The sequence below is a fragment of the Halorussus salilacus genome (assembly GCF_024138125.1).
GTDB classification, from domain to species: domain Archaea; phylum Halobacteriota; class Halobacteria; order Halobacteriales; family Haladaptataceae; genus Halorussus; species Halorussus salilacus.
The window spans coordinates 398,307-414,053 of sequence record NZ_CP099993.1 but is presented as its reverse complement, the minus strand read 5'-3'; the positions used below and the strand labels follow the sequence as shown (position 1 = coordinate 414,053).

Here is a 15,747-nt window from a genome sequence, read left to right as displayed (position 1 = left end):
GACTGATTGTCACTGAGTGGTAGATGTAGAGCAGGTATCCAGCACGAGTCCAAAAACGGATTCTCGCTTAAGAATTTCAAGGATTGTCAGCCCATTTTTTCGAGTGTCTTTCGCCGGTCGTCAGGTGTCGTATGGACGTACTGCATGGTTGATTCCGTAGATTTGTGGCGGAGTTGGTCACGGGCCTCCGCGAGGGTGCCGTTGCTCACCATTAGCGTTCCAACGCTGTGCCGGATACTGTACCATGTAAGGTTCCGGTTCGCGCGGTCGATGCCGACGTCGTCACACAGTTTCCGGAGCCAGTGATTCAACGTGTTGGACGTGTATGGGTTTGCCTGTCGGTTGAGCCAGAGTGCTTTCCGGCCGTCATACTTCGTCTGGTTCGTGCGTTGTTCGAGCCACTTCTGGAGGGCCATTACCGTATCGGGCCGTAAGGCGACCTCCCAGTTCTCCCGATTCTTCGAGGCATCCTCCTTCGGAATATACAGTGTTTCTTTCTCGGCGCGCACCCAATCCGTCTCTGCCCGTTCAACTTCACACGGGCGGAGTCCGGCATCAAGTGCGGTCCGAATCAAGGAAGGGAATTTCCAACTGGTGTTCTGTACCGTCCAGTCTTGAGGGGAGACCTCGGCTTTGGGCTTGCCAAGCCGTTGAGCCAGATAGGCCTTCCACCGATCACGCTCGGGCGGCGAGAGATTGTTGTATGCCGGGATGGTCTCAAACTCAAGGACGCCCTCGCGGAGGCGGTGCCGTTCCGCGGTGGTGAACACGTCCGCGTGGTTAGCAGCGGTCTCGCTAAACGTTCTGTCCGGCTCCCAACGGTCATCCCCAAATTCGAGGTGGCGCCACTCAGCCAGTTTGGAGACGGCATTGACGAGTTTCCGTTTCGAGGACTCACTGTACGGGGTGCCAGTAGTCTGGCAGAGGGTGTCTCGGGCAAGGCTCGTCACATACTGGTCGGCACGCTCGTGTGGAACTCGTGTGGTATAGCCATGGTACTCCCAGAGCCATCGATAGAACTGATCCATGCGACTGGCGTAGTTCTTTGCCGTCCGGAGCGCGAGGCCCTCATTGTCGGCTGGCGATTTCCCCGCCGTGACTAACCACGTCAATAACCGGAGCCGGTAGCTATGATACTCGTCGGCTTGGCGTTCATTGAGGTACTCGAGTGCCGGGTCCGGGACAACACTGAATTCATCTTCGATGTCGTACTCGAGCGGCCATCCGTCCGCCGTTCTCCTTGCCGTGGGCTGGACCGTCTGTGATGGCTTCGGTGAATCCGTGTGTCGCGTCATACCTAGTGAATGGACGTCGTCTGTCCACGGGGTGTGCTAACATGCCGATACGCTTAAGCATAGAGGTGCTGACCTACACCATGGGGAGATAACCGATGGACAAGGCTACCGATCCGTCACGGCCACGCGGGATTCTCAATGAACGAGAACGCCACTACCTCCTTGGGGAAGCGGAGATCGAATCGCGGTCACAGACCGAACGCGATATCCGGGCGACCATCCGGACCCGGGTGCGCCACGCCCTCTTCGATTTCGCGCTCCTGTTCGATCATATGGAAGCACGGGACCTCGCCCAGGTGTTCGATCCCCGGGCCGATGATGCAGCACCGCTGCGGACCGCCATCGAGGATACGCTCGGGTTCTTCTACCGCGCGACGATCGACTTCCATCCACCATTCCAGTATCTGGCCAAGGAAGGTATCCAGCGGGCTGAACACCAGCATTTCGACCGGCACGTACGGGCCAGTATCGACGTGGAGGCGACCGCACCCATCGACCCCGCGGTCATCCGCGAGAAGATGTCCGGCGAGCGGACGGACCAGTTGACCCCGGAGGAAGCACGGTGGATCGCCGAGACCGTCCTGGCCTCCGGCGACGTCACCTTCGATACTCTCGAACAGGCCCATGAACAGGTCCGCGAACAACGGGCCGGGCGGCAGCCGCCTGACGGTGAGGACACCTCCGATGGTGGCGGTGACTAGCCGGAGGAGCATGAGCCTCCGATGAGTGAGTCCGGTGAGCGGCCGCGGCCCCACGAGGTCGAACAGTTACAGGCCTTGATGGAACGGGTCGGCGAATCCGAGGACCGGATGGCGAAGTTGCTGACGATCGCGTCGATGGATGCCGAGACGTATGCGGACCTCCGGGAGCTCTACGAACAGCAGGCCGCCCGGGCTGTGACCAAAGACGTGTTCTATCCGTACGAGGTGGTGGACGGGCCGGTTGGCATCGGAACGGATCCGGACGGGCGACGAATCGGGTTGACCCGCGACCAGGTCAACGAGCACCTGTTGCTTGTCGGCATGACCGGGGCTGGGAAGACGACATTTTTCTACAACCTGATGGCGACGGCCGTGGGTCATGACGTCCCGTTCCTGGTCTTCGACTTCAAGAACGATTATCGGCACCTCGTCCAGCACCAGGACCTGCTCGTGGTCAACTGGCGGGATTTCAAGTTCAACCCTTTACAGCCACCGCCGGACGTTCAACCCGGCAAGTGGGGCGAAATCCTCGCGGACACGTTCGCGCATGCAACCGACCTGCTGATCGGGTCGGAAAGCTACTTCCTCGACCAGCTCCGGCGGATTTACGAGTTGTACGACACCGCCGCAACCGACCAGTATCCGTCACTGTTTGAGTTGCGGGACCTGGTGGCGGCTGATGAGATTCGGCCGGCCTCGCCCCGGTTCAAGTACAAGGAACGGGTCCACAGTCGGCTGTCCATGATGACCGGGTTCTCCGGCGCCATCTTCGATTGCAGCCAGGGGTATCCCATCGACGCGTTGCTCGACCGGAACGTGGTCTTAGAGTTGAAAGAGCCGAACCAGTACGTGACCAACTTCGTCGTCGAGGCCCTCCTGACCTGGATCTTCTACTACCGGGATGCGATGGGTCAGCGCCAAAAATTGCGCCATCTCATCATGTTCGATGAGGCCAAGCGCGTCTTCGATGTGAACCGGAGCCGCCAACCGGCCTCGGGGTATCCACCGATCGACGACCTCGTCGGGAAGATCCGCGAGTTCGGAGAGGGATTGGTCGTTGCAGACCACGAACCATCCAAACTCTCGGACAGCCTGAAAGCGAACACGACCGCGAAACTCTGGTTGACCCTGGGCAGTGGCACCGACATCCAGGAGATGGCCCAGACCTTCGGGTTGGACCCGGAGGAGACGGAGTTCACCCGGACCATGCAGAAGGGGGAAGGCCTGTTCAAATTGGCCGACCGGGAACCGGTCCCGATCCGGTTGCCGGACTACGAGTTGGACAAGGCGATGACCGAGGCGGAGATTCGAGCCCGGATGGCACCGGAACTCGAGGCCTTGCCCGTTCAGGACCGCGTCCGGCCGGACCGGTTCAACGAGTACCTCGGGATCACAAGTGAGGCGGAGACGGCGGACGAGACCACACCGGTCGGGGAGATCGCAGAAGCGTTGCTCGCTAGCGTGACCGAGATGCCGTTCCTCTCGATATCGAAGCGGTACGAGGCAATCGGGGTCGGCTCGAAGAACGGGACGGCGGCGAAATCCGAGTTGGTGACACTCGGCTTGGTGCGAGAAGTCACGGTACCCACGGGCCGGCCGGGCCGCAACCCGACACTGTTGGAACTGACCCCTGTGGGCCGGGACGTCCTCGACGAGCGGGGCTACGACGTGCCGGAGACCGGTCGCCGGGGCATCGTCCACCGGTACTGGCAACACCAGGTCAAGGAGTATTATGCGGCTCACGGGTTCGCGGCAGAGCTTGAGTTTGCGGTCGGGTCCCAGCGGATCGACGTCTATGCGGAGCGGGCGGATGAGACGATTGCCATCGAGGTCGCGTGCAGTCCCGAACATGAAGTCACGAATATTGAGAAGTGTTTGGACGCCGGGGTGGATACGGTGCAGGTCGTCACCATCGAGGACGCTGTCAGGGACCGGATTCAATCAGCGGTCCAGGAACGGTTTGGCCACGTGCCGGACCGGGTCGTGTTCAAACCAATTTCGGCCTTCGTCTAGGTGACTTCCGCAGCCGTGGAGTGGCGATGATTGATTTTCACGGCTGAAAATCAACTCGTTCTCATCGTAGCTATTCAGCTACGGAACAAAAGCCGAGAGCGGCGAATCGATGCGCTCGAAATGAGTACGTGCGTTATTTTCCTTCTCAGCATTTATTTTCGAGATCTACGCGATCAGCATCGCCGAGAGGTGCTCTAACGCCTGCTCGTGATTTCTGCCATCCCGAATAAGGAAGGGGGTGGAAAAAGAGGAAGGGAAAGAGAAGGAGGAGGGAAGGAGAGGGAAGGGGAGAGAAAGCGGAAAGGAGGGGAGAAGAGGAGGGTGGGCGATCGGGCCCGTGTGGGGTCGATCGCTAGGAACGGGGGTGACGCGGCTGGTGGGCCGGTCACGCTGAGGGGACGGGGACGGCGATGCGTTCACGGCACGAGGTGCGTGAACCGATGGAAGGGGGAAGGCCACACGACGGTGGCGTCAAGGGGGTCGTGCAGTTCCACGGAATGCGCGTGTGTCCGGGGTGTGGTGGGAGATGGCGGCCGGGCAGCTGGGGTGTTGGCGGCCTTCACCGTTCCCCGGGCGTTTGGTCAATCGGTGAGGGCCGCGGATGGTGCTCGGAGGATGGGGGAGTACAGCACGCGAGGGGCGGTTCTGTGTGCGTGGAGAACCCTGGTTGAGGTACGGAAGGGCTGTTCTGTCTGGACCACGGGGTGGGGGCTGGATACCCGGGAGGCGGTCTATTGTTCGAAGTCGAACGGGACCTAGGGGGCAACGCCGGGTGGATATTGCCCGTAGGAAGACCTCGGGAGCGTAGTGGACTGCTGGGCGGTAGCTCGGACAAATCTGGATGAGGACTGGCGGCGTGCCGGGTCGTGTGTGCGCGAGGCGGACCTGGGGGCAACGCGGGTGAGGGGAGTATCACCGGTTGCGGTGCGGGAATGGACTGAAAATGTGACCAGGCGATGATTACTGTGTCGGAGCTTTTGCAGGTGTCGGTTTATGGGTGGTTGAGGCGGGTGCGTTCGGAAGCTAACTGGGCTTCGCCAGGGACGGTGGTGCTCACGAAGTCGTCGACGTACGGAGCAGTGTGGGTCCGGTATCCAGTCCAAAGATGAGGGCGGGCGAGGGTCTTTCCGATTGGGCCGAGGAGGGCGTCCCAGGCGCAGTTGCTGTCAGAGGGGGTATGGACCACACGACAGAACGGACAGTGTAACTCGGTTGCTGAGGTGTTCGTTTCATTCAGGTGGATGAGTTGGGCGACGGTGCCGCTGGCCGCAAGAAACTCGAAGAGTTCGAACCAGTAATTTCCCGAATCCAGTTCTGCTTGAGCGAGGTAGGCGTTCGGCAGGTAGCCGATGGGGGTCATCTCGGGGGTGCAGAGGATGACACATCCGTGGGAGCCGAATGCAAGATAGGCATCAATCAGCAAGTCCTCGACGAGGGAGGGGCAGGCCGCCAGTGTGTCGCTTTGTTGAATGCTGGCCAGAATGGTGGAATAGGAGGGGGTCTGGCTGAGCGGGAGGTCAAGCAGGGGGAGCGGGGGGTCAGCACGCCGGTAGGGTGTTGCGTCGATGTCCGCCGCGGTGATGATGTCGGTGAGCCACTGTCGTAGGGTGACTTTATCTGTGTCCGGCAAAACGGATTGCTTCGTGTCGGCGTTCCTGGTGCGGTCAGGGACTTCGGGAATGGCTGGCGGGGGGTCCGTCGTGTTCATCATGGCGGTGTAAATCGCCTCGAATCGGGCCGTGATATCAATTGCCGTCACGGTCTCGGTGCGGGTTGCCGGGTCTTCCTCGAGATCGATAATGGGGATGTTCAGTGCCAAGAATCCGGCCAGGCGGGCGATGAGCGACGAGCCAAATCGGTTTTCCAGTTGCTCCAGTTTCGTATAGAGCTCGGTCGTATGGGTCTCTCGGCGGATGACTGCCTGTTCGGTGAGAGCGGCGCTGAACCGTTGGAGTATGGTCGGCTCTTCGGCGGCCAGGTCAGGCACGCCATCGTTCATCGTGTCTCCGGTCGCATCGATGCCGAGATACGCAAATTCATCTCGGAACTGGTCGGGGTGGGCGTAAAGTTGGCCCTCTGTAGGAATGGAGAAGGTGTTTTGGAGACGTTGGATTTGGGTCCGGAGACCGGTTGTATCCATGGCGGCAATCTTGTGGGAACGCGCTTGGAGTGCGTACTGGTCGAGGGTCTCGACGAACGCGGCACACTCGTTGTAGAGTCGGGTGCACGCCAGTTCGTTCTGTATGATCCGTTCCTTCGCGGTGGCGACGTCGGTGCGGCCGTCGATGAGATTGGTGAGTGCGTGTTGGTTGTCTCGTTCGAGGAGGTGCATCGTTCGGATGTGGCCGTTCATCGCCTCACTGCCGTGTATGATCTCCTCGACCAACCCGTACAGGGGGAAGGAGACGGCGCCTGTGCCCGTATAGGCGGATGGCGTGATGGAGAGGGTACTTTGGCTTGGGTTTAGGCGTGCAACATCGGTGTCGGGTGTGAACGCCCGAGCGTGTTCCACGGTCATTCCTCGTTCGTCTCGTCCACGTCGTCCTCCTTGACTTCATCGAGGATGTCACCGAATTCCTCACGGGAGAAAGGGGAGCGGGTCGCGAAGGCCCGGTCTATCGAGCTCTCGGCCGCACCGGGACGGTCGTGGGTGTGTCGTTCAAGTAGGTCGTGGATTTGGTTGTTTGTTTCCTGCCATTTCCGGGTGTGGACCAATCGGTCTTGCTCTGTCTGGCTCATTCCGTCGGCGACGGGGCTGTCCTCCAGTTGTTGCTGGATGGTCGCCTCAGAGTCGCGCAGGATGGTGAGGGCGGTCAGGAGGACGGGTCCGTGGTCATCGATAAAGCTGGCAAAGAATTCCCCAATCGGGGTTAATGCGTATGTTGGTGCATCATCGGCTGCGGGTCGATAGACGAGGTCGGCTTCGATCATCCGCTCGATGTTCTTTTGGACGCCGGGCCGCGAGATCTCGAGTATATCTGTGACTTCCTGTGCTGTGTAGCCCTGCGAGAAGCCAAGTAGCAGTGCTAACCGGGGCAGGTTCGCGCATCCGCTGATAACTGTGGCAAGCCAATCGAGTGGTTCCGTCTGATCCGGCTCCATAAGTCTCGGTCGGTCTCTCTACGGCTTCCATCGTAATAAAGGGTGAAAATATACGTTCTATTAGTGTTAACAAAGAGTATTAGTTAACCATAGGTTTATGACCTAGCCCGGTGTAGCCTCAAGTTGCCTATGACAGGCACACACAGCCCACGGGAGCAAGATCCGTACCCGACGACCGGGTGGGGGGAGTGGGACACGGAGAACCCGTACGCCTCAACGGCGTTCACGGCACCGGTCGAGCTTCCCGGGCACTACTGGTGGTAGAATCGGTCGCTGACCGACCGCAGAGATCCAGTCTCTGTGGTTTCGGAATCACCGCTGGTGGACGAAGGGATTCCGGACCGCGGTGACCGTGGGGTCGGCCCAGCCAGCACCGAGGGGAGTGCACAGGGCCCTGACGATGTTCCTGTGGCGGGGAACGAAACCCAATCGGGGGGAGAACCAGCAATGGGGCAAACACACATCGAGGCGGACGGCGAGACCTACGAACTGGATGAGGACACCACCATCGCGGAAGTGAAGGCGCAGGTGGGCGCGGCCGAGAACGACCTGGCGACCTATGCGGACGAGGATGGGAGTATCGTGACGCTGAGTGACCGCGACGAGATCAAACACGTCCCGGAGGACGCCCGGGTCGCGTTCATGCCGAAGGACACCTACTTCGGGGGAGCGGCCGGGCAATGAACGACCACCGCCTGCACAAGGAGCTGGCCGCGCTCACCGAGGCGTACACGGTCCGTCGCCGGTCGGACCGGCTTGTTGACCTGGTCCGGTTCACGTATCCGTCGGACTGGACACCACAGGTCAGCACCTTGCGGTACGAGCTGCCGCCGGATTATCCGGCGTCGGCACCGGCGGTCCACGTCCCGGCGCAGATGGCCTACCAGGGTGAGCAGGACATCACGCGCAAGAAACCCAGTCGGTTCGATGGCTGGGACCGGTGGTGTGTCCGGTTCGGGTGGGAACCCCGGCGGCACACCCTGGTCTCGACGACCCGGCAGATGATGGAATCGCTGAGCGACCCGGCCAAATTCCGGATCGGGCAGGAGCCCGAGGACCGATGACCGACCGCCGGATGCACCGGGTGCTCCGGGCGTTGTTGCACCGCGAGCACCGCGCCCTGCAGCGCGAGTACGACGTACGGCCCGCGGCCGACGAGCAGACCATCGTCTTGGACGCCGTCGAACTGCCGGAGGGATGGGAGCCACGGACCATCGATATCCGGATCGAGCTCTCGGAGCATCACCCACGGAATCCGCCGAAATGGGTGTTGCCCGGGGAGCTCCGGCTGAACGGGCGTGTCCCGCGGCACATCCTGTCGTCCGGCCACTGGTTGGCCCGCGGGCAGTTAGGGGACCCGATCATCTACTGGCCGACCGACTGGGATCCGGCCCGGTCGAGTTTGCGGCAGGAGACCGACGTCATGCTAGCCGATCTGCTGACCGCGGACGCACCCGGCAGGGAGGCGTCGGATGCCTGACCGACTCGTCGTGTCGGCCGGGCAGATGCAGACGCTCCGCGAGCACCTGCTCCAGGAGGATGCCCAGGAACGGTGTGCGTACGGGTTCTGCACACGGTCGGGGGACCGCTGGGTGGTGGCAGATATCGTGGCGGTGCCGGACGAGGCGATGCGGACCCAGCGCCGGACGGCCTGTCGGCCGGCCCCGGCCTTTGAACGGGACCAGCTCGGGACCTGTGTGCGTCACGGCTACCGCCCGTTGCTCATGCATTCCCATCCGTTCAGCGACACGGCGGGGTTCTCCGGGCAGGACATCACGGCAATCAATCGGTACACGAACTGGTTGCACGGCCTGTATCCAGAGACCGATTTCGGGTTCAGCGTGGTGGGCCGCCGGGAGGTCGAGACCACCGTGTTCGAGGCGGCGGCCGAACAGTTTCATCCGGTCCCAGTCGACGTGGTGGGGAACTGGCGGCTTGACCCGCCGGTGGCGACGGCGACCGACACGGCGGCGATCGATGCCGACCTCCACGATCGGTCGCTCCGGCTGTTGACTGAGCCGGGCCAGCAACGGCTCGCGGCCACGACCGTGGCCGTGGTCGGGACCGGTGGGCTCGGCTTCAGCCTCACGAAACAGTTGGCGCGGCTCGGGGTCCAGCACCTGGTTCTCATCGACCCGGACACGGTTGAACGGTCGAACCTCAACCGGTTGACCGGGGCAACGGTCTGGGACGTGGGGCGGCAGAAAGTGACCGTCCTGGCCCAACAGCTTCACGACACCGGGTTGGATTTGACGGTGGAGACGGTGCCCGACCCCGTTGAGGACGCGACAGACGCCTTGACGGACTGTGACGTGGTGGTCGGCACCGTCGATCAGGTCTCGACCCGGTCGGTCCTGAACCAGTACTGTGTCCGGCACCTGCGGTACTACATCGATGCGGGCACCGTTATCCGGACCGCCGACGAGGAGCAGGTTACCGCCATCGAGGGGATCGTCCAACTGGTCGCGCCCGGTGCAAGCGCGTGTTATGCGTGTCTCGACCGGGCGGATCCCGAGCGGGCTCGGCGTGAACAGCTCTCGACCGCTCAACTGGATGCCGAGGTCGCGGAGGGCTACATCGAGGAGTCGGCGCTGGCACCGGACCCCGCGGTCGTCACGCTCAACGGTACGATTGCAAGCCAGGCGGCGGCCGTCTTCGCCCGGCTCGCGGCCGGGTACGCATCGCCGCCGGACATGGTGCGGTACGAGGAACTGGACACGCAGTTGCAGGAACTGGTGACGCACCGGGATTCGAGCTGTCCGACCTGCGGCGAGGAGGGCTTGCTGGGCCAGGGCGACCGGGACCCTGCCGCGGACCGTGACCTGGGTGACCCGGCCGACAGCGATCTCGACCTGGCCATCTCCGGAGGTGATACGGCGACCGATGGCGGGACTCCAGTGGCCGGGACCCGTCGTCCAGGTCAGCGCCTCGTACAGTGGCTCACCCGGATAAGCCAGCAGGTGCGGCCATGACTCCTGGCGACATCGCCGGTACGGTAACGGGAGGTGGGTGACCATCGGCGTCTTGCTTATCGGGGTCCTGGCAGTGCTGTGTGGCGTGCTCGTGGTCGGGTTGGTTGAACCACTGGGCCTGTTGCTCATCCAACTGGGCCTGCTCACGATTGGAGGTGTGCTGGTGCGACTGCTCGGACTCGCGGTGGTCGGATTGCTGACAGCCCTGATCGGGAGCGAGGGTCAGCAGTCGCACAGTCCTGATGATAGTCGCCCGTCCCGGACGCAACCACGCCGGACGGACCTGGACATGGATCTGGATACCGGATCGATCGAGGACTATCGACGGTGATCCCAAGTCATGCCAGACCAACCACCGATGCGCACGACCGCGGACCCTGAGGGGCGGTTACTGGACTGTGGGCATGTCGGCGAGTTCGCCGGGGTCTGCCAGTACCAGGGCTGTGCAACCCGCCTCTGTGCCGACTGCCTCGCCACGTGCCAGCTGTGTGGCCGGGTGATCTGCCGGGGCCACCAAGTCTGGGTCGCGAACGGCCAGAAGGTGTTCTGCCCGGCTGATACGCGGCCCTACTTGGGGGCACAGCTGGTCCGGCACCTCGTCCGCGGCTGGTGCTCGACGTCGACCCGCCGGGAGGACCGGTAACCCGCTGCCGACAGACCATGCACACATAGACCGAACCGCGACACCGAGACCGACTCTGAGACAATGACCGACGAACATACTGACTTTACGAAAACGACGGTCCGAACGTTCGGACCACGGGGGAGTCCCGTCTTCGAACAGGAGGAAAAGACGACCGACCTCGACGACCTGACCGAACGCGTCGAACAGACCGCGGTGCCCTTCTGCACCTGTGGCGCCCCGATCAGCGGAAGTGGGGACGTTTACCGGTGCTGTGACTGTGAACTCATCTGTTGTACGCGGTGCGAAATCCGGTTGAGCCGGCAGCATGTCTGTCCGCTGTGCGCCCGCCGCCGGTTCGACATGGACAAGCGGACGTTCCTGACGCTCGTGTTCCTCCAGCATGAGACGATGACGTTTGCCGACCTGTTTGACGTGACGACCCAGGCCGGGGAGATCACCGCCGTCGACATCGATGCCGTAGCGAATACCGTGGTCAAGCAGGGCTACCTTGCCGATGACGGCACCCTCTCCGATCGGGGCCGAGAGGCGCTTCACGTCGGCCACCAACTCTACGGTGCGGACACCGACGTCCAATCGGTGCTGGACCAGTTGCGGGTGAAAGCGGTCGCGGAGCAGAAGCGATGATGGCCGTGTCCGGTGGGGAGCCGCAATGACCGCCGACCCGGTCGACGCCGCACTGTTGCTCAAGCTGGGGTTCACGGGACTCGTCTTTCTGGCGATTCTCGCGGTGCTGACGGAGACGTACGCCGACGTGGTGCTTGCCGCGACGGTGTTGGCTATCATCTGGCAAGTCGTCGCCGTCTTTGGCGCGAGCCTGTTCCTCGCAACAGTGCTCATCCTCATCGGCCTCGGCCTCCGGGTTGCGCTGGCTGGCCTCAGTGGCGTCCGTGACGAGGATGCGACCCGGTTGCAGGTCCACGCCCACCTGATGGAAGACCTCTTTGCGGACCGTGAGCGCCGCCGGGAGGACTGACGTCCGACTGTGAGTGGTACAGCCGCCGGACGAGACGTGCAGCGCTCCACCGACGTTGTGCAGGTGCGGCCTTTGCGTGGTGCGCCTCATTCGAACCGGGGTCTTGGCCGACCGCTAAGACTGCGCGGTCGCCATCACGACCCCCAGGGGTGGGTGGTGGTTCGTGATGGCTGACACGCAGATTCCCGCGGTCTTGCAACGAAGACCCCAGTGGGTGTGCTGGCGCACCGAGGACCGGGACGGCGAGGCGACGAAGGTGCCCGTCGATCCTGCCGGTGGTGGCTACGCCAGTGTACGCGACACGGACACGTGGAGCGACTACGCCACCGCGCAGGCGTATGCCCGGGCCACGGCCGGTGTCGACGGCATCGGGTTCGTGTTCACCGCGGACGATCCGTACGCGGGCGTCGATCTCGATGCCTGCCGGGAGCCGGCAACGGGCGAGGTCGAGGACTGGGCCATCGAGGTCCTGCGGGCCCTCGATTCGTACACGGAGTACAGCCCCAGCGGCACCGGGTTCCACGTCATCGTCGAAGGTACCGTGCCGTCCGGGGGCAACCGGGCGGACCAGTTGGAACTGTACGACGAGAATCGGTACTTCACCGTGACGGGCGACCGCGTCCCGGGAGCCCCGACAGAGGTCGAGCAACGGAACGACGCACTACAGGCGGTCCACGAGGAGTACATTGGGTCGGAGGAGCCCACCTCCGACGTGGAGGGAGCACCACCGTCGGAACCGCTGTCCTTGTCGGACGAGGCGTTACTCGAGAAGGCGCAGAATGCGGCGAACGGCGAGAAGTTCCGGGCGCTGTGGGAGGGCGATACGTTGGGGTACGATAGCCATTCGGAGGCGGACCAAGCTTTGTGTACGTTGCTCGCGTTCTGGACGGGCGGGGACCCGCAGCGGATTGAGCGGCTGTTCGATCAGAGCGGGCTTACTCGTGACAAGTGGCGGGACCGGCCGGACTACCGGAAGCGCACGATTCGGAACGCCATCCGGCACTGTTCGGCGTTCTACGACGGAAGGAAGGGGGAGGAATCATCGTAAACGTCGATATCCCCGTACCCTCCAGAACCGGAAGTCGTGGCCGAGCTTGATTAGATGGCGAAGAGAGGGAAGTCAGTCTGTTAGTCCGTACTTTTGCTCACGATACCGGAATGCTTTCTTTCCGCCTTCAAGAAGGGTGGTGACTTCATCACGGATTTGGGGGTTTTCAAGAGGGCCCGCAGTGAAATTGATCTCGCTCTCCTCGTAGTTTGCAATGACTACTTGTTCTGCATCGGTGTTCACCACGAGATTTGCATTATGGGTTGCAATGATGACCTGCCGCTGTTTTTTCGCCTCGCGGAACGTGTCTTTGAGCGTTTTGTAGATGAACCGGTTGTCAAGATTCTCTTCAGGCTGATCAATTATCAGCGGCGTTGACCCTTCTGCAAGCAGGATTTTTAGAAGAACCGTTCCCTTCTGTCCCAAGGAAAGACCCTCCATCTTCGTTCCTTGGAAGTAAATCTCCTCAGTCAAAGAGAGATAAGAATCATACAGAAGTTCATCGAATTTCCGTTCATCAACATCTGAAACGAGGTATTGTTTCAGTCCCTCAACCTTGTCGAGGAACCGCTCGACGTATTCTCCCCGCTCGGGGGAGTCTTTCTCAAGAGCTTGGTCAAGATTGGCGAGAGCCTCTTGTAACCGCTGAACGTTAACCTGCCGACCGTCAAGACAATCGTGAAGACGCTCAGATAGTGATTCGTCAGAAGTCACTTGAGGGGAGAAATCAACATCGTCTAGAATCGTGACCTGATTTCGATTGAATTCCTCTATCACTAGCTGGTAGACGTTTTCTAGGGCTACAAACCCGCTAACGTATTGTTTGAACTGTTCACGTCGCTTTTTTCGTAGTTTAGTTATCTGTTGCTTGTTTTCTCGAAGAGTCTCTAATCTCGTATGCTTTTTCTCAAGGTCGGACTCGATATCACGTTTCTCAGTCAGTAGTTCAGAAAGTCTCTCTTCAGCGTCGGTGAGGTTTTCGAGTTCGGCTTCGACTGCTTCTTTTTCTGTTTCCCTCGTATCAATCCGCTTGTCGATCGTGTTTTTGATTTCTTGGAGGCTTCGGAGTTGTTGGCGATACTCGATGGGGGAAACGGAGTTTCCGAGTTCCCGTTCTTCCGCCTCTATTGAGATACTTGCAAGACTTTCGTTCACCTCTTCCAACCCGTCAATCTCGTTGAGTACGTCTTCGATCTCGGCCTTGTAGGATTCGAGTGACTCAATGGCCCCTTCCAAAGAATCGATCTCATTTTGGAGGTCTGTCGCTGAGTTATTCTGTAGCTCGTCTCCGTGCTGTTCCCGATATTCCTCAATCTCCGTCTTCTTATCTTCGAGTTTGGCCTTTGCGGTCTTCACTTCCTCGCGTGCATCCTGAATCCGTGAGTTGATTGTCTCTGGTTCAAACTGGTAAAGAGACCTCGTCAGGTCCTCTAACTCATCTTCAATTGCGGAGATCTCGTCTAGCTTTTCGTCGAACCGGTTCATCAGGTTACGATCCGATTGCCGGACACTGCTTTTTATGAGGTTGATGATCTGTTCGTGCAACTTTTCTTTCTTGCGGCAGTACTCGGATATTTTCCCTTGAGGAAGGTACTCTACTTGTGCTGATTCGATGGTTTCCTTATCACGAACTCGTTTATGGAATCCGTCAATACTGTCACTATTAAACTCTAGACGAGTCAGTATCTCCGGGTTTTCGTCTTCGATGCGCTGAATGAACGAGTTTTCATCAATGGGCACGCTCTTGTCACGGCGGCATCGGTCTTCGAAACAATTGGCAATCAGGTCAAGAAGTGTTGTTTTTCCGGCACCCTTCCCTCCAATCACTGTTACTAGGTTGGGATTGAGGGGGAGATCAGTATCTGTAACCGTGAGCACATCTTCAACTTCCCCATCACGGATTTCGACCCGTTCTGGGGTGTATCCAGGTACGTGCCCTTGGGGATCTTCTGGTTGTATCCGCACTCTCTCATCGGGTTCGTATTTTATTTGTTTGAGGCCTTCAAAGGTGGTTTCAGCTTTAATCCAGCAGTATCGGTCCTCATCGGGGGCACACAGCGAGGCAAAATCATGCGCATCCGAGCCGTGAATGCATGGTTTGAGACTGCCGAACGTCTCGATGACTTCCTTCGGCGTATTTGATGGATGTTGGCCCAAAAGGAAATTGCGTGTGTTCTCGTTCGAACTGAAAAATGCGTCTGCTTGGCTGGCTAGATTGGCTCTCATCGTGCCTGCTCGGGTCTTCCAAGGGATATCATCCCACGTCGTATCGTCAAGAACAATGAGATACTTCCCCTCAAATACTTCCTTGTCGAGGGCATCGAATACCGACTCTCGTTTGACGTTCAGGCGCTCACATCCGACTTGGAAATCATCGCCGGAGCGTTCGTCGAGGTGTTCGATACCGCGTTCTCGTCCAAGCCGCTCAATGTTTTCACGAGCGAGGCTGATTTCCTCTCCGTTGGGCTTCAATGCGTCCACACGGTGTAAGAAGTTTTTGCGGATCGTGTCTGGGTCTAAATCTTCGCTGAATAGAACGTGGAGATCGATGCTGCGTGAGGCCCCGCTTTTATTTTCTTTGCCACGTTCGACAACCACGTTGTCAATACGCAATTCGATATTCGGGATGACCAAATCCAGGTTTTCGAGTCGTCCCTCCACTTTCGCTTTACGAACTCGTTCATATCCATCAATGCTGAAGTAGTCAGTGATACCGAGACAAGATACATCGTCAATTTCTGATAATTCATCGATGTATCTTTCCCATACCTCATCGTACTCCCCATCAGCATCCGTCGAGAACTGATGGTCAAATGACTCTGGAGTATGAACGTGTAAATCCCACCGATTCCACGTCGCTCCTTTGCTAAGGCTCATATGATTCGGCACAAGAAGAAACGTATTATATTTCTACCGATTCTCGTCTTATCTTTTACTTATTGATAAGAGGATTCACTATTATTGAATAAGATAGTTCCTGATTAGGCGACCGAATGT

14 protein-coding genes are annotated in these 15,747 nt (G+C 59.8%); 10 read left to right on the top strand and 4 right to left on the bottom strand.

Going from position 1 to position 15,747, the window contains the following annotated elements; genetic code table 11:
• Nucleotides 1–86 precede the first annotated feature (86 nt).
• Entirely contained in the window at nucleotides 87–1,295 is a 1,209-nt protein-coding gene (locus tag NGM10_RS02080) for a tyrosine-type recombinase/integrase (RefSeq protein WP_253481292.1), read from the bottom strand.
• Nucleotides 1,296–1,390: 95 nt separating this feature from the next.
• Here NGM10_RS02080 and NGM10_RS02075 point away from each other — a divergent pair, with 95 nt between their 5' ends.
• Together NGM10_RS02075 and NGM10_RS02070 are read left to right on the top strand one after the other, a co-directional pair.
• Complete coding sequence (locus NGM10_RS02075) at nucleotides 1,391–1,996, top strand: DUF8102 family protein (protein ID WP_253481290.1); 606 nt, start codon at nucleotides 1,391–1,393, stop codon at nucleotides 1,994–1,996.
• A gap of 21 nt (nucleotides 1,997–2,017) precedes the next feature.
• Nucleotides 2,018–4,009 (top strand): helicase HerA domain-containing protein, encoded by a 1,992-nt coding sequence (locus tag NGM10_RS02070; protein WP_253481288.1) that lies wholly within the window; start codon nucleotides 2,018–2,020, stop codon nucleotides 4,007–4,009.
• A gap of 991 nt (nucleotides 4,010–5,000) precedes the next feature.
• On the opposite strand, the gene NGM10_RS02065 is transcribed toward NGM10_RS02070, so the two are convergent.
• Complete coding sequence (locus NGM10_RS02065; RefSeq protein WP_253481286.1) at nucleotides 5,001–6,527, bottom strand: hypothetical protein; 1,527 nt, start codon at nucleotides 6,525–6,527, stop codon at nucleotides 5,001–5,003.
• Complete coding sequence (locus NGM10_RS02060) at nucleotides 6,524–7,111, bottom strand: hypothetical protein (RefSeq protein WP_253481284.1); 588 nt, start codon at nucleotides 7,109–7,111, stop codon at nucleotides 6,524–6,526. Before NGM10_RS02060 ends, NGM10_RS02065 begins: the two co-directional genes overlap by 4 nt.
• 447 nt (nucleotides 7,112–7,558) lie before the next feature.
• On the opposite strand from NGM10_RS02060, the gene NGM10_RS02055 reads away from it, so the two are divergent.
• The 8 genes from NGM10_RS02055 (at nucleotide 7,559) to NGM10_RS02020 (ending at nucleotide 12,750) form a co-directional block, all read left to right on the top strand.
• Complete coding sequence (locus NGM10_RS02055; protein ID WP_253481283.1) at nucleotides 7,559–7,795, top strand: hypothetical protein; 237 nt, start codon at nucleotides 7,559–7,561, stop codon at nucleotides 7,793–7,795.
• Nucleotides 7,792–8,175, top strand: coding sequence for a hypothetical protein (locus NGM10_RS02050; RefSeq protein ID WP_253481281.1), 384 nt, complete (start codon nucleotides 7,792–7,794; stop codon nucleotides 8,173–8,175). The genes NGM10_RS02055 and NGM10_RS02050 overlap by 4 nt, the downstream gene beginning before the upstream one ends.
• Nucleotides 8,172–8,591, top strand: coding sequence for a hypothetical protein (locus tag NGM10_RS02045; RefSeq protein WP_253481279.1), 420 nt, complete (start codon nucleotides 8,172–8,174; stop codon nucleotides 8,589–8,591). The genes NGM10_RS02050 and NGM10_RS02045 overlap by 4 nt, the downstream gene beginning before the upstream one ends.
• Nucleotides 8,584–10,083, top strand: a complete 1,500-nt coding sequence (locus tag NGM10_RS02040) for a HesA/MoeB/ThiF family protein (RefSeq protein WP_253481277.1) — start codon at nucleotides 8,584–8,586, stop codon at nucleotides 10,081–10,083. The genes NGM10_RS02045 and NGM10_RS02040 overlap by 8 nt, the downstream gene beginning before the upstream one ends.
• 37 nt (nucleotides 10,084–10,120) lie before the next feature.
• The gene (locus NGM10_RS02035) at nucleotides 10,121–10,414 is read left to right on the top strand and encodes a hypothetical protein (protein WP_253481274.1); all 294 of its coding nucleotides are present in this window, start codon (nucleotides 10,121–10,123) and stop codon (nucleotides 10,412–10,414) included.
• Between the two features lie 375 nt (nucleotides 10,415–10,789).
• The gene (locus NGM10_RS02030; protein WP_253481271.1) at nucleotides 10,790–11,353 is read left to right on the top strand and encodes a hypothetical protein; all 564 of its coding nucleotides are present in this window, start codon (nucleotides 10,790–10,792) and stop codon (nucleotides 11,351–11,353) included.
• Between the two features lie 25 nt (nucleotides 11,354–11,378).
• Nucleotides 11,379–11,702, top strand: a complete 324-nt coding sequence (locus tag NGM10_RS02025; RefSeq protein ID WP_253481269.1) for a hypothetical protein — start codon at nucleotides 11,379–11,381, stop codon at nucleotides 11,700–11,702.
• Between the two features lie 166 nt (nucleotides 11,703–11,868).
• Nucleotides 11,869–12,750, top strand: coding sequence for a phage NrS-1 polymerase family protein (locus tag NGM10_RS02020; protein WP_253481267.1), 882 nt, complete (start codon nucleotides 11,869–11,871; stop codon nucleotides 12,748–12,750).
• 72 nt (nucleotides 12,751–12,822) lie between these two features.
• On the opposite strand, the gene NGM10_RS02015 is transcribed toward NGM10_RS02020, so the two are convergent.
• A complete protein-coding gene (locus NGM10_RS02015; protein WP_253481265.1) occupies nucleotides 12,823–15,627 on the bottom strand; it encodes a TrlF family AAA-like ATPase in 2,805 nt (934 codons plus the stop codon).
• Nucleotides 15,628–15,747 lie beyond the last annotated feature (120 nt).